21 protein-coding genes and 1 tRNA gene are annotated in these 21,325 nt (G+C 54.3%); 4 read left to right on the top strand and 18 right to left on the bottom strand.

All coding sequences use genetic code 11. From position 1 onward, the window contains the following. Positions 1 to 28: 28 nt before the first annotated feature. The 4 genes from FGQ86_RS06975 to FGQ86_RS06960 all read right to left on the bottom strand — a co-directional run bounded on the left by FGQ86_RS06975 (position 29) and on the right by FGQ86_RS06960 (position 5,789). Complete coding sequence (locus FGQ86_RS06975; RefSeq protein ID WP_033125447.1) at positions 29 to 694, bottom strand: UDP-N-acetylglucosamine pyrophosphorylase; 666 nt, start codon at positions 692 to 694, stop codon at positions 29 to 31. Then, complete coding sequence (locus FGQ86_RS06970) at positions 691 to 2,811, bottom strand: DNA topoisomerase (RefSeq protein WP_138303299.1); 2,121 nt, start codon at positions 2,809 to 2,811, stop codon at positions 691 to 693. Before FGQ86_RS06970 ends, FGQ86_RS06975 begins: the two co-directional genes overlap by 4 nt. Positions 2,812 to 2,821: 10 nt before the next feature. Next, the gene (gene ppk1, locus FGQ86_RS06965; protein WP_033125446.1) at positions 2,822 to 4,942 is read right to left on the bottom strand and encodes a polyphosphate kinase 1; all 2,121 of its coding nucleotides are present in this window, start codon (positions 4,940 to 4,942) and stop codon (positions 2,822 to 2,824) included. Between the two features lie 115 nt (positions 4,943 to 5,057). Beyond that, on the bottom strand, positions 5,058 to 5,789 hold the full coding sequence (locus FGQ86_RS06960; RefSeq protein WP_138303298.1) for a Crp/Fnr family transcriptional regulator: 732 nt from the start codon (positions 5,787 to 5,789) through the stop codon (positions 5,058 to 5,060). A gap of 104 nt (positions 5,790 to 5,893) precedes the next feature. Between FGQ86_RS06960 and FGQ86_RS06955 the strand changes: the two genes are divergently transcribed. Next, positions 5,894 to 6,646 (top strand): 4Fe-4S binding protein, encoded by a 753-nt coding sequence (locus tag FGQ86_RS06955; protein WP_138303297.1) that lies wholly within the window; start codon positions 5,894 to 5,896, stop codon positions 6,644 to 6,646. A 131-nt stretch (positions 6,647 to 6,777) separates the two neighbouring features. On the opposite strand, the gene asd is transcribed toward FGQ86_RS06955, so the two are convergent. The 4 genes from asd to FGQ86_RS06935 form a co-directional block, all read right to left on the bottom strand. Next, the gene (gene asd / locus FGQ86_RS06950) at positions 6,778 to 7,863 is read right to left on the bottom strand and encodes an aspartate-semialdehyde dehydrogenase (protein ID WP_138303296.1); all 1,086 of its coding nucleotides are present in this window, start codon (positions 7,861 to 7,863) and stop codon (positions 6,778 to 6,780) included. Positions 7,864 to 7,891: 28 nt separating this feature from the next. Continuing rightward, on the bottom strand, positions 7,892 to 9,274 hold the full coding sequence (gene argH, locus FGQ86_RS06945; RefSeq protein WP_138303295.1) for an argininosuccinate lyase: 1,383 nt from the start codon (positions 9,272 to 9,274) through the stop codon (positions 7,892 to 7,894). A gap of 94 nt (positions 9,275 to 9,368) precedes the next feature. After that, positions 9,369 to 10,004, bottom strand: coding sequence for an epoxyqueuosine reductase QueH (locus FGQ86_RS06940; protein ID WP_033125442.1), 636 nt, complete (start codon positions 10,002 to 10,004; stop codon positions 9,369 to 9,371). Positions 10,005 to 10,008: 4 nt separating this feature from the next. Beyond that, positions 10,009 to 10,977: an L-lactate dehydrogenase gene (locus FGQ86_RS06935; RefSeq protein ID WP_033125441.1), complete on the bottom strand. Its 969-nt coding sequence runs from the start codon at positions 10,975 to 10,977 to the stop codon at positions 10,009 to 10,011. Positions 10,978 to 11,124: 147 nt separating this feature from the next. Here FGQ86_RS06935 and FGQ86_RS06930 point away from each other — a divergent pair, with 147 nt between their 5' ends. Both FGQ86_RS06930 and FGQ86_RS06925 read left to right on the top strand, forming a co-directional pair. After that, positions 11,125 to 11,892 (top strand): ABC transporter ATP-binding protein, encoded by a 768-nt coding sequence (locus tag FGQ86_RS06930; RefSeq protein WP_033125440.1) that lies wholly within the window; start codon positions 11,125 to 11,127, stop codon positions 11,890 to 11,892. Beyond that, positions 11,885 to 12,706: an ABC transporter permease gene (locus FGQ86_RS06925; RefSeq protein ID WP_138303294.1), complete on the top strand. Its 822-nt coding sequence runs from the start codon at positions 11,885 to 11,887 to the stop codon at positions 12,704 to 12,706. Before FGQ86_RS06930 ends, FGQ86_RS06925 begins: the two co-directional genes overlap by 8 nt. A 66-nt stretch (positions 12,707 to 12,772) precedes the next feature. Here the strand turns inward: FGQ86_RS06925 and FGQ86_RS06920 are convergent, their stop codons facing one another. Further along, positions 12,773 to 13,030 carry a hypothetical protein gene (locus tag FGQ86_RS06920; protein ID WP_033125438.1) on the bottom strand — a complete coding sequence of 86 codons (258 nt, stop codon included), beginning with the start codon at positions 13,028 to 13,030 and terminating at the stop codon, positions 12,773 to 12,775. Positions 13,031 to 13,058: 28 nt separating this feature from the next. Continuing rightward, positions 13,059 to 13,859 (bottom strand): MBL fold metallo-hydrolase, encoded by an 801-nt coding sequence (locus FGQ86_RS06915; RefSeq protein ID WP_138303293.1) that lies wholly within the window; start codon positions 13,857 to 13,859, stop codon positions 13,059 to 13,061. A gap of 152 nt (positions 13,860 to 14,011) precedes the next feature. Between FGQ86_RS06915 and FGQ86_RS06910 the strand changes: the two genes are divergently transcribed. After that, the gene (locus FGQ86_RS06910; protein WP_033125436.1) at positions 14,012 to 14,506 is read left to right on the top strand and encodes an HD domain-containing protein; all 495 of its coding nucleotides are present in this window, start codon (positions 14,012 to 14,014) and stop codon (positions 14,504 to 14,506) included. Positions 14,507 to 14,562: 56 nt separating this feature from the next. Here the strand turns inward: FGQ86_RS06910 and FGQ86_RS06905 are convergent. The 8 genes from FGQ86_RS06905 to lepB form a co-directional block, all read right to left on the bottom strand. Further along, positions 14,563 to 14,635, bottom strand: a tRNA-Thr gene (locus FGQ86_RS06905). Positions 14,636 to 14,742: 107 nt separating this feature from the next. Next, positions 14,743 to 15,993, bottom strand: coding sequence for a metallophosphoesterase (locus FGQ86_RS06900; protein WP_138303292.1), 1,251 nt, complete (start codon positions 15,991 to 15,993; stop codon positions 14,743 to 14,745). Further along, positions 15,954 to 17,795, bottom strand: coding sequence for a DUF975 family protein (locus tag FGQ86_RS06895; protein ID WP_138303291.1), 1,842 nt, complete (start codon positions 17,793 to 17,795; stop codon positions 15,954 to 15,956). Before FGQ86_RS06895 ends, FGQ86_RS06900 begins: the two co-directional genes overlap by 40 nt. Positions 17,796 to 17,853: 58 nt before the next feature. Continuing rightward, entirely contained in the window at positions 17,854 to 18,726 is an 873-nt protein-coding gene (locus FGQ86_RS06890; RefSeq protein ID WP_052083989.1) for a mechanosensitive ion channel domain-containing protein, read from the bottom strand. Between the two features lie 45 nt (positions 18,727 to 18,771). Further along, on the bottom strand, positions 18,772 to 19,620 hold the full coding sequence (gene pgeF, locus FGQ86_RS06885; RefSeq protein WP_138303290.1) for a peptidoglycan editing factor PgeF: 849 nt from the start codon (positions 19,618 to 19,620) through the stop codon (positions 18,772 to 18,774). A gap of 4 nt (positions 19,621 to 19,624) precedes the next feature. Next, positions 19,625 to 20,011 carry a YraN family protein gene (locus tag FGQ86_RS06880; RefSeq protein WP_033125431.1) on the bottom strand — a complete coding sequence of 129 codons (387 nt, stop codon included), beginning with the start codon at positions 20,009 to 20,011 and terminating at the stop codon, positions 19,625 to 19,627. Positions 20,012 to 20,069: 58 nt separating this feature from the next. Continuing rightward, complete coding sequence (locus FGQ86_RS06875) at positions 20,070 to 20,732, bottom strand: ribonuclease HII (protein ID WP_138303289.1); 663 nt, start codon at positions 20,730 to 20,732, stop codon at positions 20,070 to 20,072. Continuing rightward, a complete protein-coding gene (gene lepB, locus FGQ86_RS06870) occupies positions 20,725 to 21,288 on the bottom strand; it encodes a signal peptidase I (protein ID WP_033125429.1) in 564 nt (187 codons plus the stop codon). Before lepB ends, FGQ86_RS06875 begins: the two co-directional genes overlap by 8 nt. Positions 21,289 to 21,325 lie beyond the last annotated feature (37 nt).

The following is a 21,325-nucleotide window of genomic DNA, read 5'->3' as shown; positions in this document are numbered from 1 at the left end:
CTACTCCACCTCTTTTATTCACTCTGATTTACCGCTTCTTAACAACCTCTCCCTGCTTTTTGTAAATGCTCCCCGCCGGGACAAAGCCTCTCACAGAGGACAGGGGATAGATGTTGCTGTGGCTTCCCACCACGCTGCCCGGGTTGAGGACAGTGCCGCAGCCGACCTCCACCTCATCGCCCAGCATGGCGCCAAATTTCTTGAGGCCAGTCTCGATGTTCCCCTCCGGGGTCTTCACCACCACCAGCTTCTTGTCGGATTTTACATTGGAGGTGATGGAGCCAGCTCCCATGTGGGCCTTGTATCCGAGGATGGAGTCTCCCACATAATTGTAGTGGGGCACCTGCACCTTATTGAAAAGGATCACATTCTTGAGCTCTGTGGAATTCCCCACAACAGCCCCCTCGCCCACGATGGCATTGCCGCGGATAAAGGCGCAGTGGCGCACCTCGGCGTTCTTGCCGATGATGGCCGGCCCGTGGATGTAGGCAGACTCAAACACCACCGCAGACTTTGCGATCCACACGTCCTCGCCCACCTTGTCATACTCGTCCTCAGGCAGACTCCTTCCAAGCTCCAGGATAAAGTCCTTGATCCTTGGCAGCACCTCCCAGGGGTAGGTAGCTCCCTCGAAAATATCCTTTGCGATTGTCTCATCCAGTGTGTAAAGCTCTTTGATGGTCAGTTCTTTCATTTCTTCTTCGCTCCATTTCCGCCTTCCGGCTTTTTATTTTTTGTTTTATAATATGCGGCTGCCTTGTCGTAGCAGCTCCTCAGCTGATATTGGTTGCCCAGCCCCAGGACTCCGTCTGTCCTTGTGCGGATAAAATGCTCCAGCTTCTCCATGTACTCATCTGACGTGATCTCGCCCTCCGCCACATAGTTCAGCCCCTTTTCCCAGCTGGCCGTCAGCTCAGGGTTGAGAAGGGAGCGGATGGAGTGGTCCACCACATCGTAGATCATCTCCCCCTGGAGGGTAGGCGTCACGATCTGGGTCTTCTTGTTCAGGGCCAGGTACTTATTGTTAAACAGCTTTTTCAGTATCTCGCCCCTGGTGGCGCTGGTGCCGATGCCGCAGCTCTTGATCTGCTCCCGCAGCTCCTCGTCCTCGATGAGCTGTCCGGCGTTTTCCATGGCCAGGATAAGGGATCCGGAATTGTACCTCTTGGGCGGGGAGGTCTTCCCCTCCTTGATATCCAGTGATGAGACCTGGAGTGTCATGCCCTTTTTCAGGTTCTTCACCACCTCAAAGAGAGCGGCCGGATCCTCCTTCCCGGAGTCAGCGCCGGCTGGCGCCTCACCGTCTGTCTCCTCCTGCTTTCCCTTTGTCTGTCCCGCTTTCTGCCCTGGAATTCCCGTCACCTTCAGGTAGCCCTCCTCGGCCAGCACACGGAAGCTGGAAAAAAACTGCTCCTCCTTCATGCCTGTGACAATGGACACCTTCTGGTACACAGCCGCGGGATAGAAAATGCTTAAAAATCTGCGCACAATTATATCATACACCGATTTCGCTGTATGCGCCACACCATTCAGCGCCGAGAGCCCCTGCCCGGTGGGAATGATGGCGTAGTGATCCGTGATCTGCTTGTCATTGACATACCTTGTCTTTGCCAGCCCCTTGTGGGATCCCATGGCCGCAATCTCATTTAAAAAGGGCACCGCCGGACCGTATTTCATCAGCCCGTTGAGATTTTTGCTGATCTCCTTTGCCACGGCTGTAGAGAGCACCCTGGCGTCTGTCCTGGGGTAGGTGACCAGCTTCTTCTCGTACAGCTCCTGGACGATACGAAGCGTCTCGTCCGGGCTGATCTTGAACCTTTTGGAGCACTCGTTCTGCAGCTCCGCCAGATTGTAGAGGAGGGGCGGGTTCTTTTTCTCCTTTTTCTTCTCAATGGACAGGATTTTGCAGCTCTGTCCGCCACCCTCGCTGCCAAGATAGTCGATCAGCTCCTGTGCCTTCTCCTTCTCTTTAAAGCCGTTCTCCTTGTAGAGACAGGGGGAGGCGAAATACCGGGATCCCTCCGCTGCGCGCCACTCTCCCTCAAAAGAGGCCGCCCCGCTCTTCTCCTTGTCCGTCGGAGCGTCCTTCTCCCCAAAGCTGTCTGCCTGGATCGTGCTGACCACCCGGTAGAAGGGGGTCTCCACAAACTCCCGGATCTCCCGCTCCCGGCGCACCACCATGCCCTGGACGCAGGTCATGACCCGCCCGACGGATATGACAGTATATTTTGTCTTTAGATAATTGGAAATACTGTTTCCATACTTTAGTGTAAGGAGCCGGGAAAAATTGATCCCCATCAGGTAGTCCTCCTTGGCCCGCAGGTAGGCGGAGGAGGAAAGGTTGTCGTAAGCGGACAGATCCTTCGCCTCCCGGATCCCCCGCAGGATCTCCTCCTCGGTCTGGGAGTCGATCCACACTCTGCGGCGCTTTTTCCCCTTCACGCCGGCCATCTGCTCCACAAGTCGGTAGATGTACTCTCCCTCACGTCCGGAGTCGGTGCACACGTAAATGGTATCCACGTCCTCCCGGTTCAGAAGGGAGGAAACGATGCGGTACTGCTTTGCCACCCCGGGAATGACCTCGTACTTGAACTCCTCCGGTAAAAACGGCAGAGTCGCCAGACTCCACCGCTTATATTTTTCATCATAGGCCTCCGGATAGCTCATAGTCACCAGATGCCCCACACACCAGGTCACTACCGCGTCATCTGACTCCAGATAACCGTCATGCCTTCCGGTGCGGAGGTGAAGCGCCCTGGCAAACTCCTGGGCAACACTCGGTTTTTCCGCAATATATAATGATTTTCCCATAAATGCTGTCTTATCTCCTGTCCTGTTTCTTAAAAAGTCCGGCAAACCTCTCCCGCAGCCCTCTCCTTTTCCGGGGAGTGCCGGCGCTCCTGGCAGCGTGCACAGCCTCCTTCATAAAGCGCTCCTGAGAGTTCACCGCATGCTCTGTGATGGCTTTTTTCTTGTAGGTTCCGTCGCTCTGCAGCACCCGGGCCTTCACATTGTCCTCCAGCATCACATCCACATAGTAGCTGATCTGGCGCCGCACCGTATCGTCCAGCACGGGGCAGGCCACCTCCACCCTCTTCTCCGTGTTGCGGGTCATCATGTCGGCGGAGCCTATGTATATCTTCTGATCCGCCCCTGTTCCAAAGCAGAAGATCCTGGGATGCTCCAGATATCTTCCCACAATGCTTGTCACCGTCAGATTGTCTGTGTAGCCTGGAACTCCCGCAAGGATGCAGCAGATTCCCCGGACGATAAGATCGATCCTCACTCCGGCCTGGGACGCCTCGGCTACCTTGGCGATAAAATCTACATCTGTCAGGGAGTTCATCTTCATGATGATGCGCCCCCTGGCGCCTTTCCTGATCTCCCCGTCCATGAGCTGCAGAACCTTTGGCTTGAGAGAGGTGGGGGACACGATCAGATGCCGGTACATGCCATCCAGATTGCCAATGGACATATTCTGGAAGAAGAGGGCCGCGTCCTCTCCGATCTCACGGTTGGCTGTCATCAGTGACAGGTCCGTGTACATGGCGGCCGTCTTTTCATTGTAATTTCCCGTTCCGATCTGGGTGATATACTGGATCTCATTTCTGTGCCGGTAGGTGATCAGGCAGATCTTGGAGTGTACCTTGTAGCCTTCAAAGCCGTAGAGAACACGGCACCCCGCCTCCTCCAGACGCTCGGACCAGTCGATGTTGTTCTGCTCGTCAAACCGGGCCCGCAGCTCAATGAGCACAGTTACCTCCTTGCCGTTCTCAGCGGCGGCACACAGGTACTCCACCAGTCTCGCCTTCTTCGCGAGCCGGTAAATGGTGATCTTGACAGTCATGACAGAGGGGTCGTAGGCCGCCTCCTTGATGAGCTGCAGGAAGGGCTCCATACTCTCATAGGGGTAAAAAAGCAGGATATCATGCTTTCGGATCTGCCGCATCATGCTCCCCTCCTCCACCTGCCGCCCCGGCTGCGGGGAGAAGGGAGGATAGATCAGGGATCGCTTCATGGAGTCCGGCAGATTGCCGCTGATGGCAAACATGTAGTCCAGCTTCATGGGCATCTTTGTGCGAAAAATCTGTTTTTTAGTGATATTGAATTTCTCGCAGAAATATTTTTCCATATCAGGCTGCAGCTTTTCCGCAATCTCCAGACGGACTACAGCCATACGGCGGCGCTTGTGGAGAGTCTGCCTCATCAGATAGCGAAGGTCGTCCGTGACCTCCAGGGACTCGTCATCCGGCGCGATATCCGCGTTTCTTGTGACGCAGATATAGTTTCTCTCGGACACTTCATAGCGGCCAAACACCAGCTCCAGGTGCTCCATGATGACCTTCTCCATCCGGATATAGCGGATGTCATGTCCCGGCAGATAGAGGATGTCAGACACAAAGTTTGGCACCGGCACAATCCCCATCATGCCGCGGCCGTCCTTCTTCAGCATGGCCGTCACGTAGAGCTCCTTGTTGAGAAGATGGGGGAAAGGATGGCCCGCATCCACGATCTGGGGCGAGAGGATGGGGAGCACCTGCTCCTTAAAATATTTTTTTACATATTTCTTCTCACTCTGCTCCAGCTCCTTGTAGTCCAGCCCGCACACACCGTAAGGATGGAGCTGCTTTTTGATCTCCGCATAGGTCTTATCCCGCTCCTTGTAGAGAGGGGCCACCGCCTCGTAGATCTTATCCAGCTGCTGTGCCGGCGTCATGCCGGATCTGGCATCCACTGTCCTCGGATCCGTGGCAGCCATATCGAACAGGCTTCCCACCCGGATCATGAAAAACTCGTCCAGATTGCTGGTAAAGATGGCCACGAACTTCATTCTCTCCAGCAGCGGGACAGACGGATCCTGTGCCTCCTCCAGCACCCGCTGATTGAACTTCAGCCAGGACAGCTCCCTGTTCTGGGTATATTTTAAAATATCCTTCTTCATCTTTTCCCCGCTTCTCCTTTCCGGTCACCGGATCTCTTTTTATAAAGATTATACATGTAAAACGGAAATATATCCAGTATTCTTTTTCGCTGCCCGGCCCACCCGGTTCGTCCTGTCAGTCCCCGGTCCTGTCCGCCTCACACCCCGCAGCCAGGAGCCGGAAATGATTTTTTCTGTAATCCAGTATCCCCTCCCGCTTCATTTTCCCCAGCTCCCTGGACAGCGCGCTTCTGTCAACAGAGAGAAAATCGGCCAGCTCCTGCCTGTTAAATGGAATGTCGAACTGGCTGCCCCCTGCCCGACGGGCCTGGGCTGAGAGATAGGCCTCCACCTTCTCCCGGATCCCTCTCCCGGACAGATACTCTGTCTTGTGGGACATAAACCAGGTCTTCTCCGCCAGAATATGGACCAGATTGACTGCCAGCCTTGCGTAGATCCCTCTCATCGCCTCATCCCCCCTGGCTTTCCCGTTCAGTCTTCTTCCTTCCGGTCTTCCTTCCAGCACCGGCTCCAGATCCAGGAGAAGCACCTTTGTCTTTGTCTGGGCCGTCACATTGATATTGAGGGTCCGGTCCTTCCGGCAGGCGTAGACCTCCCCGAATACCTCCCCGGCTTCCACCACGGCCAGGATGCTCCTGTTGCCCCAAAAATCCTCTCTCTCCAGGGAAAGACTGCCCTCCAGCACAATCCCCATGCGCTTCAGTCGATCCCCCTGGCGGTAAAGAACCTGCCCTTTTTCAAAGCGCTCCTCCACCGCGGCCAGAGACTGGAGTAGCACTCCCATCTCCTTTGGACAGATACCGGCAAAAAAAGGCAGATTTTCCAGCATACCTATATATTTTTCCATTTCTCCTCATTTCTGTTGCATTTGCAACTGACTATTTTATTCCATTATACTATACTGCTTGTGTAAAGCAAGAGTACAGACCACACATGCAAGGAGGATTATACATGATACGAAGAATCATACACATTGATGAAGAAAAATGCAACGGCTGCGGACTCTGTGCCAGGGCCTGCCACGAGGGGGCCATTGAGATGGTAGACGGAAAAGCGCGGCTCATGAGGGACGACTACTGCGACGGCCTCGGAGACTGCCTGCCGGCCTGCCCCACAGGTGCCATCTCCTTCACTGAGCGTGAGGCGGCGGCCTATGATGAGGCTGCTGTGAAAAAGCATCTCGCAAAGCGGGGTGAAAATCCGGATCCAGCGCACAGCGGGCCTCACGGCAGTCCCGGGGCTGGCTGTCCGGGCAGCATGTCCCGCAGGCTGCACCCCAAAGAGAGCGCTCCCATCCCCTCTGGCACAGCGAATGCTCAGCCAGGTGCCGCGTCTCAGCCCTCTCAGCTTCGCCAGTGGCCGGTGCAGATCAAGCTGGCTCCTGTCAGCGCCCCCTATTTCAACGGCGCACGGCTTCTCATCGCCGCCGACTGCACTGCCTACGCCTACGCCGGCTTCCATCAGGATTTTATCCGTGGCAGGATCACCCTGATCGGCTGTCCCAAGCTGGACGGAGTGGACTACACGGAGAAGCTGACCGAGATCATCTCCAAAAACGATATCCGGGATCTGACCATTGTCCGCATGGAGGTGCCCTGCTGCGGAGGCATTGAGCACGCGGCGACAGAAGCGCTGAAGGCCAGCGGGAAATTCATTCCCTGGCAGGTGGTCACCATCTCCACGGACGGAAGGATACTGGAATAGAGAACATCCAGGAAGCAGACAAATTCATTGACCACATCCCCCAGACAAAATGCCCTCCCCGCGGTATGGCTCATACCTGCCGCAGGAGGGCATTTTTTGTTTTTTCTATTCTCTTCTACTTTTATCCTCTTTTATTTTGCCTGGATATATCCCTTAGCCGTCAGGGCCTCGGCGCAGAGCACAGCTCCTCCTGCCGCTCCCCGGACTGTGTTGTGAGACAGGCCGATGAATTTGTAATCGTAGATGCTGTCCTCTCTCAGACGGCCAATGGAGACACCCATACCATTCTCGTAGTTTACATCCAGAGTTACCTGGGGACGGTTGTCCTCCTCCAGATACTGGATAAACTGCTTCGGCGCGCTGGGAAGCTCCGCCTCCTGTGGGAATCCCTTAAATGTCACCAGCTTCTCGATCAGCTCCTCCTTGGAGGGCTTTTTCTCAAAATTGATGAACACAGCCGCTGTGTGGCCGTTGAGAACCGGCACGCGCACACACTGGCAGGTGATCTTCGGGGAATCTGCCATAACGATCTGGCCGTTCTCCACCTTGCCGAGAACACGCAGGGGCTCCTTCTCGCTCTTCTCCTCCTCGCCGCCGATGTAGGGGATGATATTGCCCTCCATCTCCGGCCAGTCCTTAAAGGTCTTTCCAGCTCCGGAGATAGCCTGGTATGTAGTCACCACCAGCTCCTTGGGTCCGAATTCCTTCCAGGCAGCCAGGCAGGGGGCATAGCTCTGGATGGAGCAGTTCGGCTTCACAGCGATGAAGCCTCTCTGCGTTCCAAGACGCTTTTTCTGATCTTTGATGACCTCAAAATGCTCCGCATTGATCTCCGGCACGACCATGGGCACGTCCGGCGTCCAGCGGTGGGCGCTGTTGTTGGAGACAACCGGGGTCTCTGTCTTTGCGTAGGCCTCCTCGATGGCCTTGATCTCCTCCTTTGTCATGTCCACTGCGCTGAACACGAAATCCACTGTGGAGGCCACCTTCTCCACCTCGTTTACGTTGAGGACTACCAGCTTTTTCACTGCCTCCGGCATGGGAGTATCCATCTTCCAGCGGCCTCCCACCGCCTCCTCGTAGGTCTTGCCCGCTGACCTGGGGCTTGCCGCCACTGTCACTACCTCAAACCAGGGATGGTTCTCCAGAAGAGCGATAAAACGCTGTCCCACCATGCCTGTCGCACCTAAAATACCAACTCTCAGTTTTTTCTCCATTTTTCTGTTCTCCTTTTTCCTTTTATGATTATGAGTACTCCCGCATATATTTCTTATATATGCCGATCACTTCTTCCATAGCCTTCTTACCTGGGGCTCCAGTAGTCACCCGCTTGTTGACACAGGTGTCAATGCTGATGGCGTCGTAGATGTCCTCCTGGAACACAGGTGAGATCTCCCTGTACTCCTCCAGCGTCATGTCGTCCAGGGCAATGCCCTTGTCGATACAGTAGAGCACCAGCTGTCCCACAATACCGTGGGCATCCCGGAAGGGCACTCCCTTGCCCACCAGATAGTCTGCCGCGTCTGTGGCATTAGTAAATCCGTGCCGTGCGCTGGCCTCCATACGGTCCTTGTTGAACCGGATGGTCCGAAGCATGCCTGTGAAAAGAGAGATACACCCCTTTGCTGTGTCGATGGCGTCGAAGGCCGGCTCCTTGTCCTCCTGCATATCTTTGTTGTACGCCAGCGGAATTCCCTTCATGGACGTAAGAAGGGACATGAGAGCGCCGTATACCCGCCCTGTCTTGCCCCGGACAAGCTCCGCAATGTCCGGATTTTTCTTCTGGGGCATAATACTGCTGCCCGTACTGTAGGCGTCGTCCAGCTCCACAAACTGATATTCATTGGAGTTCCAGATGATGATCTCCTCAGAGAAACGGCTCAGGTGCATCATCACCGTAGCCAGGGCTGCCAGCAGCTCAATAAGGTAATCCCGGTCTGACACGCCGTCCATGCTGTTCAGCGTGGGGCCGTCAAATCCAAGGAGCTTTGCCGTGTAATCCCGGTCCAGGGGATAGGTTGTCCCGGCCAGGGCGCCTGATCCCAGAGGGCAGGTGTTCATCCTGCGGTAAATGTCATGCATTCTCTCATGGTCCCTTTTGAACATCTCAAAGTAAGCCCCCATGTGATGGGCCAGAGTGATGGGCTGTGCCTTCTGCAGATGGGTAAATCCGGGCATGATAGTCTCCGTGTGCTCCTCCATGATATTCAAGATGGCAAACAGCAGCTCCTTTAAAAGATTGTCGATGAGGTGCACCTCATCTCTCGTGTAGAGCTTCATGTCCAGCGCCACCTGGTCATTCCTGCTCCTGCCAGTGTGCAGCTTCTTTCCCGGCTCTCCGATCCTCTCTGTGAGCACCGCCTCCACAAAGCTGTGAATGTCCTCATATTTATCCGAGATTTCCAGTCTTCCCTTCTCTATGTCATCCAGGATACCCTCCAGACCTTCCACGATCTTCTCCTTGTCCGCGTCTGTCAGTATTCCCTGCTTTGCAAGCATCATTACATGAGCAATGCTTCCTCTTATATCCTGGGCATACAGCCTTTTGTCAAAGGAAATAGAGGCATTGAAATTATATACGAGCTGATCCGTCTCCTTAGTGAAGCGTCCGCCCCATAACTGTGCCATTTTTGATCCCCTTTCTTTCGTATAAATTTGTATAAATATTTATAAAATGTTATATATACGCTATAGTTTAGCATACTTCTACCGAAAAACACAACTAAATCTGTTGGTTTCTGCGTTTTTGGGCCTCTCTTAGGGAAAATTCGCACCCGCAGTAATCCTGTCTGTACAGTCCGTATTCCTTCGAGAGCTCTGTAGAGCGCTTGTATCCGTTCTTTTTCTTGAAGTCCGAGAGGAGATATTTCACTCCGTACTCCTCCCCCAGACGCTCTCCGATCTCATTCAGCTTTGCCGCGTTTTTCATGGGGCTGATACTGAGGGTGGTGGTGAAATAGTCAAAGCCTCCCTCCCTGGCCATCCGGGCCGACTCCCGAAGCCGCAGCTCATAGCACCGCATGCACCGTTCGCCACCCTCTTTTACATGCTCCAGTCCTCTGGCCATCTCGTAAAACTTTTCTTTATCGTAGCATCCCGCCAGGAAGGCCACCGGATGCTCTGTCTCCATCTCGCTGATCAGCGTCTGCTGTTCCAGTATCCGCTTCGTATACTCACTCTCAGGGAAAATATTGGGATTGTAGTAGAACACAGTGATCTCAAAATATCTGCTCAGATACTCCAGCACATAGCTGCTGCAGGGAGCGCAGCAGCTGTGGAGAAGAAGGGCAGGCACCCGCTTCTCCTCCTGGAGCCTTCCAAGGAGCTGGTCCAGCTCTCTCTGATAATTGACAGCCATCCCGCTACCTCACTTCCGCAGCTCTGTCCAGGAAGGAGCGGATCACACCACAGGACTGGTGAAATCTTTCCGCCTCATCCGCTGTAAGCTCCACTTTCACTATCTCCTCCACGCCGTTCTTTCCGATCACGCAGGGGACGCCTGCCGCCACATTTTCCTCGCCGTACTCCCCTTCCAGGGCCACGGAAACCGGCCAGATCAGCTTCTGGTCATGGAAAATGGCTTTCACCAACTTGGAGGCCACGGCCGCTATGCCAAACTCTGTGCAGCCCTTACCTTCCACCTCAGCAAAGCCCTCCCATTTGATATCCTTTTCCATCTGCTCCAGATCGATCTTCCCGATGGTGTCCGGCCTCTCCTCTCTCAGCTCGAAAAAGGATTTCCCGTTCAGCGTCACCCTTGAGTACACAGGCACATGGGAGTCCCCGTGCTCGCCCATGCAGAAGCCCTGGATGGACTGGGTGCTGTAGCCTGTGGCCTGGGAAATATATTTATAGAGTCGGAATGTATCCAGACTGGTCCCTGTGGAGAAGGCCCTGGTCCTGTCAAATCCAACAGCCCTTCTTATATATTCGCAGATCACATCCGCCGGGTTGGAGATGCTGATAAAAAATCCGTGAAAGCCGCTCTTCTTAATACCTGGGATGATATCCTGTATCATGCGGACAGAGTCGTCCAGCATGTCCAGTCTTGTCTCTCCCGGACGGCGGCTGCGCCCGGCGGCCATAATCATGACATCCGCGTCTGCCGCGTCCGCATAGTCTCCCGCATAGACCTTTACCGCATTTCCAAGCCCAGCGGCCGCGTCGCTGATATCCTTGGCCTGGCCCTCTGCCTTGGCCCTGTCTATATCAATAAGAACAATCTCATCCGCCTCCCCTGTATATACCAGGCTGAGCGCGCAGTGGGAGCCCACATGTCCCGCTCCGATGATTACGATCTTTTTCCCTTTTTGCACATTATCTGTATGCATGCTGTCTGCCTCCTCATCTTACGAATTCATCTATTGCCGGTAACTAGTATATGGCATTTTCACACCATATGCAAGCACCCTTTAAGATACGGGGCATAAACTAATATATACTCACTGTGCTTCAGGAATTTATATCGGGAGGTTCTCATGGAAGAAATTTTAGAGCTGAAACATATTTACTATTCCTATCATACTATGGATGGAGAGACCTCTGCACTCTCAGATATCTCATTTGGAATGAAGGAGGGAGAATTTGTTGCCATCGTAGGTCCCTCCGGCTGCGGCAAATCCACCCTGCTGTCACTCATCTGCGGGCTGCTCACACCGGAGAAGGGACGGATTCGGGTGCGCGGAAAGGAACTCAGGGAGAGCACCACCAATATCGGCTACATGCTGCAGCACGACCAGCTCTTTGAGTGGCGGACAATCTACAATAATGTCATCCTGGGCCTGGAGGTACAGCACATGCTGACCACCAAGTCCCGGCAGAAGGCCCACGAGCTCCTGGACACCTACGGCCTGTCCCAGTTCGAGAACGCCAGGCCCTCCCAGCTCTCCGGCGGCATGCGCCAACGGGCGGCTCTTGTCCGGACCTTGGTGCTGGAGCCGGATATTCTGCTCCTCGACGAGCCCTTCTCTGCTCTCGACTACCAGACAAGGCTCCGGGTCAGCGATGACATAGGACAGATCATCCGCAAAGAGAAAAAGACAGCCATCCTGGTGACTCACGACCTGTCTGAGGCCGTGTCGCTGGCTGACCGGGTCATCATCCTGAGCCCGAGACCCGCCACCATCCGGCAGACGCTGCCTCTTATCTTTGACCTTGAAAACGATACACCCCTGAACCGCCGGGCCGCCCCGGAGTTCAAGACCTATTTCAATCTAATCTGGAAGGAACTGAACAGCAATGAATGAACTATCTGCAGCTCAGCTGCGCTATCTGAACCGTCAAAAAAAGCACCGCCTGACCGTAATCCTGTCCAGGCTCGCGATCCTCATCGGCTTCTTCTGCCTGTGGGAGCTCTGCGCAGACAAAGGGGTCATTGACTCCTTCATCTTCAGCAGCCCTTCAAAGATCGCCGTCTGCTTTCTGGAAATGGCACGGGACGGCAGTATCTTCCTCCACATCGGGGTGACTCTGTACGAGACTATCGTCAGCTTTCTTCTGGTCATTGCCATCAGTGTTCTGATGGCAGTTGCCCTGTGGCTATGCCCGAAGCTCTCGGAGATACTGGACCCCTACATGGTGGTGCTGAACAGCCTGCCAAAATCCGCCCTGGCCCCTCTCCTCATTGTCTGGCTGGGAGCCACCACTACTACCATCATTGTGGCCGGCATGTCCGTGGCCATCTTCGGCAGCATCCTGAACCTGTACACAGCCTTCCGCACCGTGGAGCCGGAGAAGATTAAACTGATCTATACCCTCCGCGGTACCCGGCTCCAGGCCCTCACAAAGGCGGTCATCCCCAGTTCCATCCCCGCTCTCATCAGCACAATGAAGGTGAACATCGGGCTCTGCCTGGTAGGGGTCATCATCGGGGAATTCCTGGCTGCAAGGCAGGGACTCGGGTATCTCATCATCTACGCCAGCCAGACGTTCAAGCTCGACTGGCTCCTGATGTCCATCGTGCTCCTGTGCCTCATGGCCATGCTCCTCTACGCTGTCATCAATCTTCTCGAGCGGCTCTACCGCAGGCGGATGTTTGACAGCAGTTCCCGGCGGGAGTAGACAGCAAAAAAGCAGCCGCGTCCGAAAACGCAGGCTGCCTTACATATCCATTATTTCCTCTGATCTCTATTCTGCTGTGGGCAGCTTGTTCAGCTGCTCTACGATGGCGTCCAGCCCCTCATCGCTGAAGGGATACCTGTAGGTGGTCTTCTCCTCCTTCGTGGCGTCATAGCAGAAGGGCCCCTTCCAGACTGTCAGGAGGAATTCATCCTTTTCATCTCCGAACACCTTCTCGATCCGGTAGTTCAGCTTTCCCTTGCTGCCGTTGAATTTGGACTTTTTATAAAAGGCAAGAGGAAAGATCATCTGTCTTGTAACCGGCATAGCCGTCCCTCCCTTTCCTTATATCTTCCTAGATCTCAAAGGTCTCCATATCGTCCGGCACGTACAGGTTGCCGTGGTAAAATTCTTTTCCCTCGTTTGTGTAGAGCTCTTTTCTCCTGGCAATATTCTTGTCCTCTGTGTGGTAGAGGATCAGGTTCGGAATCTGAAGCTCCTCAGCTGTCTGACAGGCCTCCTTCACTGTGCTGTGGTGCTTTTCATAGGGGCCGAACTCGTCCGCCTCGCTGTACAGGCAGAAGGCCTCGTGCATGAGCCAGTCGCTGCCCTTCACAAACTCGTAGTCCTTCTCATTGTAGGGCTCGTCTCCCGCACAGGTAAACTTCACGCCGCCCGGCAGCATGATCGTAAACCCATACTGCTTCGCCTTTGTGGAGTAGATGTCGAAAAATGTCACCGGACAGCCTATGATCTCCCTCGTCTCACCATGCTCCACCGGAATGAGCTGGATGCGCTCCCCGATGTGCTTTGTCACCTTTTTCTGGATGGTGAGGTCTGTGATGGTCTTGATCACCGGGATCAGATCAGCATGACAGTAAATCCGCAGATCTCCCTCGTATTTTCCCTTGTTCATATTCTGTCCGATCATACGCACAAGCCAGATCAGCCCAAGAAGATGGTCAATATGCTCGTGTGTGATAAAGATGTCGTGAATGTCCTTCAGTGGGATCCCCGCATCCTTCAGTCTCTTTAAAATCTGGTTTCCGCCGCCTGCGTCCACCAGGAAATGTCTGTCTCCGTCTGAAAATGCAAAGCATGTGTTGTAGACTTCCGTAACTGCCGCATTTCCGGTTCCAAGTATCGTAAGTTTCATATTCCTTTTCTCCTTCCTGAAATCCTGCCCTACTATTCTAACATATTCTTCCTTATTTTTTCATTAATTTCATTGACTTTTTTCATTTTGAAAGCTATATAGAAAGTAAGAGCAGAAAAATGCCCATATAAAAAGAAAGTGAGTGAGTGCCGATGGACATTAAGGTTACGGAGGATATTTCCTCAGAGTATGTGGAGATCGTCAGAGATATTCTGGAGGACGAGGAGTTTCGAAAGCTGTCGGGATATATCCAGCACCTGAAGACGACACGGCTGATCCACAGCCTGAACGTATCTTACATTTCCTGGAAAATGGCCAGGAGGCTTGGATGTGACGAGCGGGTGGCCGCAAGGGCCGGTCTCCTCCATGATTTCTTTCTCTATAAATTCAGCGATCCCAAACCGGTCAAGGAATTCCAGGCATTTTACCACCCGAAGGTGGCCGCAAGAAACAGCCAGGAACGGTTTGAGATCTCTGAGAAGGAACGTCTGGCGATCCTGTCACACATGTTCCCGCTGGGCCCCCTTCCCACGAGCAGGGAGGCGTGGATCATTAGCTGCGCAGACAAATTCTGCGCCACTGCCGAGCTGTGCTGTCTTCCTGTAGGGTTTGCCAGGGAGGGCCGCATTGTAGTGGGTCCGGCATAAAAAGCAAAATATAAAACGAAAAGGAGGAGCCCAAAAGGTTCCTCCTTCTCTATAAAAGCCGGAAATCAGACTCGAACTGACGACCCCTTCATTACGAGTGAAGTGCTCTACCGACTGAGCTATTCCGGCTTAGCAGCTTTTTGCGAAAGCCACAACTAATATTATATCGTATTTCCGCCGAAATGCAAGAAGTTTTTTCACTATTTTCCGCACAAATTCTCTTTTCCGCGGTTCCTCTACTCCCCCTCAAAACGGATATCCACCACGCAGATCTCCGCCTTTGTCCCCACCCGCATATTGGGGCCAAAGAGCCCCGCGCCGGAGGTGACGATGCTGTGCATCTGATCCTTCTTCAGATAGCCGCAGGGATTTTCCCACAGAAACTTCATGACAATGTTGCCGGGAAACATCTGTCCATCGTGGGTGTGCCCGCCCAGATCCACATCAACACCTGCGTCCGCCAGCTCCTGGAGCTCCTTTGGCTCGTGATCCAGCACAAGGACGGGCTTAGTCAGATCCATGTCAGCCGTGATCTCCTCCGGCGTCTTCCGGACTGTGATCCCTCTCCCCGGCTTCCCAGCGTCCGCCCTGCCAAAGAGATAGAAGCTGTCGTCGATGAGCACGCCCTCATCCTGGAGAAGAGTGATACCCGCCTTCTCAAGAAAATCATCCATCCTGGGATCGCTCTCTTTTTTCCCGCCCTTGCCGCCAAAGGTAAAGCCGGCCAGTATCTTCTCCTGTATATCGTGGTTCCCGTAGCAGGCGTAGACGCCGTACCTGGAGGAGATGCCGCCGAGGATCTCCGCCAGCCTGTCCGGGTCATCCAGGGCCTCGTACTCATTGTCAAAGATATCCCCTGCAATGACCACCAGGTCGGGATTTTCCCGGTTGATCTTCTCCACCATGTCCTCCATCTGCCTGCAGCCGATATTGTAGCCCAGATGCAGGTCCGCTGTCAGCACCACCTTCAGCTCCTCCAGCTCTCCTGCCCTCTTGTCTACAGACACCTGGTAGTCCGTGGTGTGGATGATCCTGGCGTTCACTGCGCCCCACACAGACAGAGCCGCAATGAGGAGAAGGGCCGCGCCTCCCGCGGCCACCCGCCTTCCCCGGTCCGGGGCCAGGGCCGAGGCATGCGCTTTTCCTTCCATATTCTCTTCCGCCGGCTGCTTTCCTCTCCTCCGGCGGCGCCCCGCAAGCCAGGCAAAGAGACGGATCAGCTCCACTGCAGCCAGCACAAGGACTGTGTACAAAAGCACGCCCAGCCAGTAGTTGCCCACGGACTTAAAGAACCGCTGGGCACCTCCTGCCGGCAGGAGAAATCCCACCAGCAGGGAGGTGGCAAAGAACAGATACACAATACCTGCGCCAATGCGCGCCGGCAGCCTTTTAAAGCCGCCGCAGCACGCTGTGAGCCACTGTATCAGCCTCCAGAAAATATAAGCATTTACAAGTATGTATAGGGGGGATAAATATACTGCGAGCACGCTGCTTTCTCCTCATAATCTGTAATTCCTTTTCCGCTGTTTGGATACTGAGCCGAGTAGATATTGTCTATCGCAAACCCTGTCAGAAGCATCAGGCACAGGGGGATCAGGATCCAGGAGCGTATGCGCTGGATCTGGTTGTCAAGCAGAGGCGCCAGCATGTATACGATAGCTATGCCTCCTATGCCGAACACGAGCAGTCCCTCCGCGCAGATCCTCCCGTTCAGGTTCAGAAAATATCCACTGTAATCCCACCATCTCTCCCCGTCGTGAAGAATCTCGAGGACGAGGGAGGTCGTATACTCCACACAGCCACAGAGGACGACAATGCCGACGAACTCCAGCACCGGGCGTTTTCTCAGCCTGTTGAGCAGCATTAAAATCAGCACGCCGCCGGCTCCGTAGATGGGAAGCCAGGGCCCGTGTAGCACACCTCTGTTGACAAATTCGCCGTCCGTCACCAGATGGAGGCTGACCTCCCAGGTCCACCCGATCACGGAGAAGATAAAGAATAGAAGGATAATGGACCAGATGGAATAATGCCTGAGATAATGGATCGTCTCGATCCTCTTTCTCTTCTCCACCTCCGGGACTGCGGAAAGCCTGCTGGGATACGCCTTCCTGTCCACGGCATCCTTCAAAAGCTCCATCTTTACCAGACGGGCCTGCATCTGCTCGTACTCTTTTTCCTTCTTTGAGTTGGTGAGCAGCACGCCCAGGTAATCCGCGAAAAATTTCCTCACGCCGGACAGCTTCAGGACATCCTTTGGCCCCCGGATCAGTGCGGAGATGACATCCTCGTAGGCAAGATAGATCAGCTCGTCTTCCGGCATCTCATACAGATAGGTGTCATTCAGAAGCTCACTGCCCTTCATATGAGCCTTCTTTGCCTCTGCCCGAATGTCGGCGTAGTACTCACTGAAGGCAGCAGCCCTGTAGGGATTGGAATACAGCACCTCTGTAAGTCCCAGTGTAACAACGCCCAAAAGAAGCCAGGGGAAAAAGGACACTTCAAACACAAAGCACTCCCACTTGCGCCCCTTCATCAGCCTGCGGGACAGATTGATGGCCTCTCTGGGAGAGATATCCGGATTTTCCGCAGCGATGTAGGGGACGAGATAATAGGAAAAATATTTGATGACTCCTCCCACGATGGTCAGGCTCCAGAGCATCTGGTACAGAGAGACAAGGAACATGGTACAGCTCACCTTGGTCCATTTCTTCACCCGCAGAAGAAACAGCATCCGCTGAAAAGGAACCTTCTCGTAAATACGCCCCTCCAGAAATACTCTCCTTGAGATCACCTTGAATATATTTACAAAGAAAAACCACATGGAGAAAAGGACGGCCGTCCCCAGAAGGATAAGGATCAATATGGCAAGATTTTCTGAGCCTGTCAGGGAGTGGAGAGCTGCCAGCATACTGACCACGATAGAGCCCGACGTCACATTGTTCACAAGGCCGGCGAGTACACCTCTTGTTCTCCCCAAGGCCGGGTTTCCGCTTTTAGACTCTTCAATCTCCTCCGCCTTGATCTCCTCGGACAAGGTCCTGCCATCCTCCTCGTCCCCCTCCAGAAGATCGAACATCACGTCCGCAAAGCCCTCGTTAATCCCTGACGGGCTCTCCAGACGGGTCTCTGTCTCGTAATAGCCCGCAGACGGCGTTACGTCCAGCGCATCCAGGGAGGAGGCAAACTCCGATCCTGTATAGGCTGCGATCAGGCAAATCGCCACATACATGATATAATGTCTTTTCAGGGCTCTTCTGGCCCTTCGCTTCATCTCTTTTCTCGTTGGCATTTTCTTCCCCCTCTTCTTTTGCGGCCTCTTCGTCAGCGATTTTCAGCGGCCATCTCCTTTACTCTTTTCCGGCGCTGTGCACAGTGATCTGGGTGTAGGGGATATTGATTCCCTCCTCGTCAAAGGTCAGTTTAATGTCCTCCAGCAGCTTCCACCTTACAGGCCAGTAATCTTCCATTCTGGTCCAGGCCCGGATTCCAAGGACCACGCTGCTCGTGCCAAGGGAGTCCACAAAGACGGATGTCTCCATGTCCCTCAGTATACCGGGCGTACTTTTCAGCATGTCCTCCAGTATCCCCTTTGCTTTCCGCAGATCTGACTCATAGGAAATGTCGATCCGCAGGTCAAGCTGCCGCTCATCCTTGGCGGTCACGTTGGTGAGACTGTTGTTGGTCAGCATCCCGTTGGGGATCACAATGGTCTTGTTGTCCACCGTGGTCAGTTTTGTGTGGAACAGCTGGATCTCCTTGACAGTCCCCTCATTTTTATTGTTGTCCTCTATAATATAGTCACCCACAGCAAAGGGCTTCAGTGTCAGGATCAGAACCCCGCCCGCAAAGTTGGAGATCACATCCTGCAGCGCCAGGCTGACGGCTACACCGGCGGCTGCCAGGATCGCCGTGATGGAGGAAAGGTTGACTCCAAAGCTGGTCACCACAAGGATGACCAGCACTGTATACAGGCCGTACTTGATGATGGAGTCCGTAAACTGACTCACTCCCGTGTCCGCGTTGGAGCGGGCAAAGGCCTTTGCCGTCAGCCTGCGGACAGCCCCTATGATATATTTCCCGACAATGAGCAAAATGACCGCAAAGAGGATCTTGAACCCAAATCCGATCATATCCGGGATATGGTCCTCTATAAACTGAAGCAGCAAATTGACATTCTCCACTGTCTCCTGGGTTGTCTCAGCTATCTCGTCTGTATTCACAGATATTTTCCTCCTTATGATGTAAACAGGTCTACTTCTTCAGATCTATTCCTTCAGAGCCAGAAACGCGCTCAGGTTTCCTCTGTTCCAGCCGGTCACTCTGTGGGAAAACAGAAGACCGGGATTACAGCAGGTGCAGAGGTTGGTCACGGCAATGTGCTCCGGCAGAAGGCCTGCCCTCAGAAGATTGAGCTCATTGGCCCTCCAGAGGTCAAGCTGGTATTTGCCCTTCTTCCTCTGCTCCTCCTTCTGGTAAAACAGCTCTTCCCACTCCTCTGCTGGATAACTCTCCCTGAACTGGCTGACCACATCCTCGCTGACCTCGTAGCAGTCCTGACAGATGGAGGGGCCTACGGCGGCAAGGATATCCTCCGGCCGGCTCCCGAACACCTCCCCCATCATTCCCACGGTCACGCCGGCCATGTCGCCGACAGTCCCTCTCCAGCCGGAGTGGGAAAGCCCCACGGCTTTTCTGACCGGATCCACAAAATAGAGGGGGACACAGTCCGCATAGAAGGTGACCAGGCACAGCCCCGGTGTCCGGGTGATCATGCCGTCCGTCTCCGGCAGGCTTTTCCCCGCATCCTCCCCGGTAACAAGAGCCACATTGGTTGTGTGGGTCTGGCAGGTGTAGACCATCTTCTCCGGGTCCACACCGACGGCGGAGGCGATCCTCCTTCGGTTCTCCTCCACAGCCGCCGGGGCGTCTCCTCTGTGGGTGCTGATATTCATGGAAGCGCAGCCGCCCTGGCTGACTCCCCCCAGCCTGGTGGAAAATCCCTGGTTCACGATCCCCGTCTGCTCCAGAAGAGGAAAGGAGAGATAGGGGACACCGTCCTTTTCCCTCTCGTCAAATATGTGCCTCTCATCTTTGTATTTTAACCCAATTCCCATGTCTTCACTCCTCATAGTCAAAGGCGCCCTTGATCAGCGTAATCCTCTCCGACGCGCCGTCAATGCCCACCACATCAAAGCGGCAGGAGGCGCCTGTCAGGTGATGCTCCATCAGATAAAAGAGGGCGCACCTTGAGATGGTCCTCTGCTTTCCGGGCGTCACGGCCTCGACAGCCCAGCCCTTGCCTGCTGTCTTCCTGTATTTCACCTCGCAGAAGACAAGAAAAGAGCCGTCCCGGGCCACGATGTCGATCTCTCCCGCCCGGCATCTGTAATTGTACTGCAGGATCTCATAGCCCTGCCTTTCCAGATAGGCTCCCGCCTTCCTCTCATAGACCGCTCCGGTCTGCCTTCTGTTGTCCTGCTTCTGTCCTGATATCTGTCCTGTCATCCGCCTTCTGCCGGCATGCCTGCTCCCATATTGTCCTCACGTCAGCCTGTCGTCTCCGTCACTGCACAAAGTGCTGGATAAATGTCCTCCTGTGTATGGGTGTGGGGCCGAGAGCCTTCAGCGCCTCAATGTGGCTCTTCGTGCCATACCCCTTGTTGGAGGCAAAGTCGTACTCCGGAAAAACCTGGTCGTACTCCCGCATCAGCCTGTCCCTGGTGACCTTGGCGATGATGCTGGCCGCCGCGATGGAGACGCTCTTGGCATCTCCCTTGACGATAGGCACCTGCTGAATGTCTATTCCCGGTATGGTGACTGCGTCGTTCAACAGAATATCCGGCCGCATCTCCAGCTGTCCCACTGCCAGGCGCATGGCCTCGTAGGTCGCCTGGAGGATATTGATCTCATCGATCCGCTCCGGTCCCACAATCCCCACGCCCACGGCCAGGGCCCGCTCCGTGATCTCATCGTAGAGCAGCTCACGCTTTTTCTCCGACAGCTTCTTGGAGTCATTTACATACAAAATCTGCTCATCCTTCGGAAGGATGACAGCTCCCGCCACCACCGGGCCTGCCAGAGGGCCACGGCCGGCCTCGTCGATGCCGCAGATGGCGCCGCAGGCAGCATACTCCCTCTCGTACACGCTCATGGCCTCCAGCCGGGCCAGCTCCTTTTTCAGCCTCTCTTCCTGTCTTCTCTTCTTTTCTTCTTCCCGTTTATTCATGCCTGATAAATCCTATCTTGTCAAATGGATAGATGCGCACCCAGGCCCGGCCCAGAAGGTCGCTCCTTTTGAGCACCCCAACGCTGGGATCACGGCTGTCAGAGCTGTGGTTCCGGTTATCTCCCAGCACAAAGTACTCGTCATCTCCCAGGGTGATGGGCTGATCCGCAAGCTGTCCGCTCTCCATAGGCTCCGCCCCGTAGATATCGCTCTCCAGCAGCTCCCCGTTGATATAGACATAGCCGCCGATGACCTGGATCGTCTCGCCGGGCATGCCGATAATCCTCTTGATATAGTAGGTATCCTCCTCGTATTTATACGGGAATACAATGATATCGTATCTCTGAGGATCCCGGAACCGGTAGGAGATCTTATCCACGATCAGATTGTCGCCGTTGCTCAGGGTGGGCTCCATGGACTGTCCGCTGACCATGGTCCTCTGTCCCACATAGGTGATGATCAGATAGCTCAGCCCTATAATGATCAGTATATATACAAGCCATCCCAGGAGCTCCCGGAATATGCCGTGTTCTTTCTCTCGTCTGCGTCTTGCCATTTTCTATTCATCCTGCCTTCTTTTTACTATCAAATAA

The organism is Clostridium sp. BSD2780061688st1 H5, assembly GCF_005845155.1.
GTDB lineage: Bacteria > Bacillota > Clostridia > Lachnospirales > Lachnospiraceae > Claveliimonas > Claveliimonas intestinigallinarum.
Note: the sequence above shows the minus strand (reverse complement) of the source record. Positions and strands in the feature narration are given on the sequence as shown.

Excerpts from the sequence above, each read along its gene's own strand:
- FGQ86_RS06975 (WP_033125447.1), bottom strand. The coding sequence starts at position 694 with ATGAAAGAACTGACCATCAAAGAGCTTTACACACTGGATGAGACAATC.
- FGQ86_RS06970 (WP_138303299.1), bottom strand. The coding sequence starts at position 2,811 with ATGGGAAAATCATTATATATTGCGGAAAAACCGAGTGTTGCCCAGGAG.
- ppk1 (WP_033125446.1), bottom strand. The coding sequence starts at position 4,942 with ATGAAGAAGGATATTTTAAAATATACCCAGAACAGGGAGCTGTCCTGG.
- FGQ86_RS06960 (WP_138303298.1), bottom strand. The coding sequence starts at position 5,789 with ATGGAAAAATATATAGGTATGCTGGAAAATCTGCCTTTTTTTGCCGGT.
- FGQ86_RS06955 (WP_138303297.1), top strand. The coding sequence starts at position 5,894 with ATGATACGAAGAATCATACACATTGATGAAGAAAAATGCAACGGCTGC.
- asd (WP_138303296.1), bottom strand. The coding sequence starts at position 7,863 with ATGGAGAAAAAACTGAGAGTTGGTATTTTAGGTGCGACAGGCATGGTG.
- argH (WP_138303295.1), bottom strand. The coding sequence starts at position 9,274 with ATGGCACAGTTATGGGGCGGACGCTTCACTAAGGAGACGGATCAGCTC.
- FGQ86_RS06940 (WP_033125442.1), bottom strand. The coding sequence starts at position 10,004 with ATGGCTGTCAATTATCAGAGAGAGCTGGACCAGCTCCTTGGAAGGCTC.
- FGQ86_RS06935 (WP_033125441.1), bottom strand. The coding sequence starts at position 10,977 with ATGCATACAGATAATGTGCAAAAAGGGAAAAAGATCGTAATCATCGGA.
- FGQ86_RS06930 (WP_033125440.1), top strand. The coding sequence starts at position 11,125 with ATGGAAGAAATTTTAGAGCTGAAACATATTTACTATTCCTATCATACT.
- FGQ86_RS06925 (WP_138303294.1), top strand. The coding sequence starts at position 11,885 with ATGAATGAACTATCTGCAGCTCAGCTGCGCTATCTGAACCGTCAAAAA.
- FGQ86_RS06920 (WP_033125438.1), bottom strand. The coding sequence starts at position 13,030 with ATGCCGGTTACAAGACAGATGATCTTTCCTCTTGCCTTTTATAAAAAG.
- FGQ86_RS06915 (WP_138303293.1), bottom strand. The coding sequence starts at position 13,859 with ATGAAACTTACGATACTTGGAACCGGAAATGCGGCAGTTACGGAAGTC.
- FGQ86_RS06910 (WP_033125436.1), top strand. The coding sequence starts at position 14,012 with ATGGACATTAAGGTTACGGAGGATATTTCCTCAGAGTATGTGGAGATC.
- FGQ86_RS06895 (WP_138303291.1), bottom strand. The coding sequence starts at position 17,795 with ATGCCAACGAGAAAAGAGATGAAGCGAAGGGCCAGAAGAGCCCTGAAA.
- pgeF (WP_138303290.1), bottom strand. The coding sequence starts at position 19,620 with ATGGGAATTGGGTTAAAATACAAAGATGAGAGGCACATATTTGACGAG.
- FGQ86_RS06880 (WP_033125431.1), bottom strand. The coding sequence starts at position 20,011 with ATGACAGGACAGATATCAGGACAGAAGCAGGACAACAGAAGGCAGACC.
- FGQ86_RS06875 (WP_138303289.1), bottom strand. The coding sequence starts at position 20,732 with ATGAATAAACGGGAAGAAGAAAAGAAGAGAAGACAGGAAGAGAGGCTG.
- lepB (WP_033125429.1), bottom strand. The coding sequence starts at position 21,288 with ATGGCAAGACGCAGACGAGAGAAAGAACACGGCATATTCCGGGAGCTC.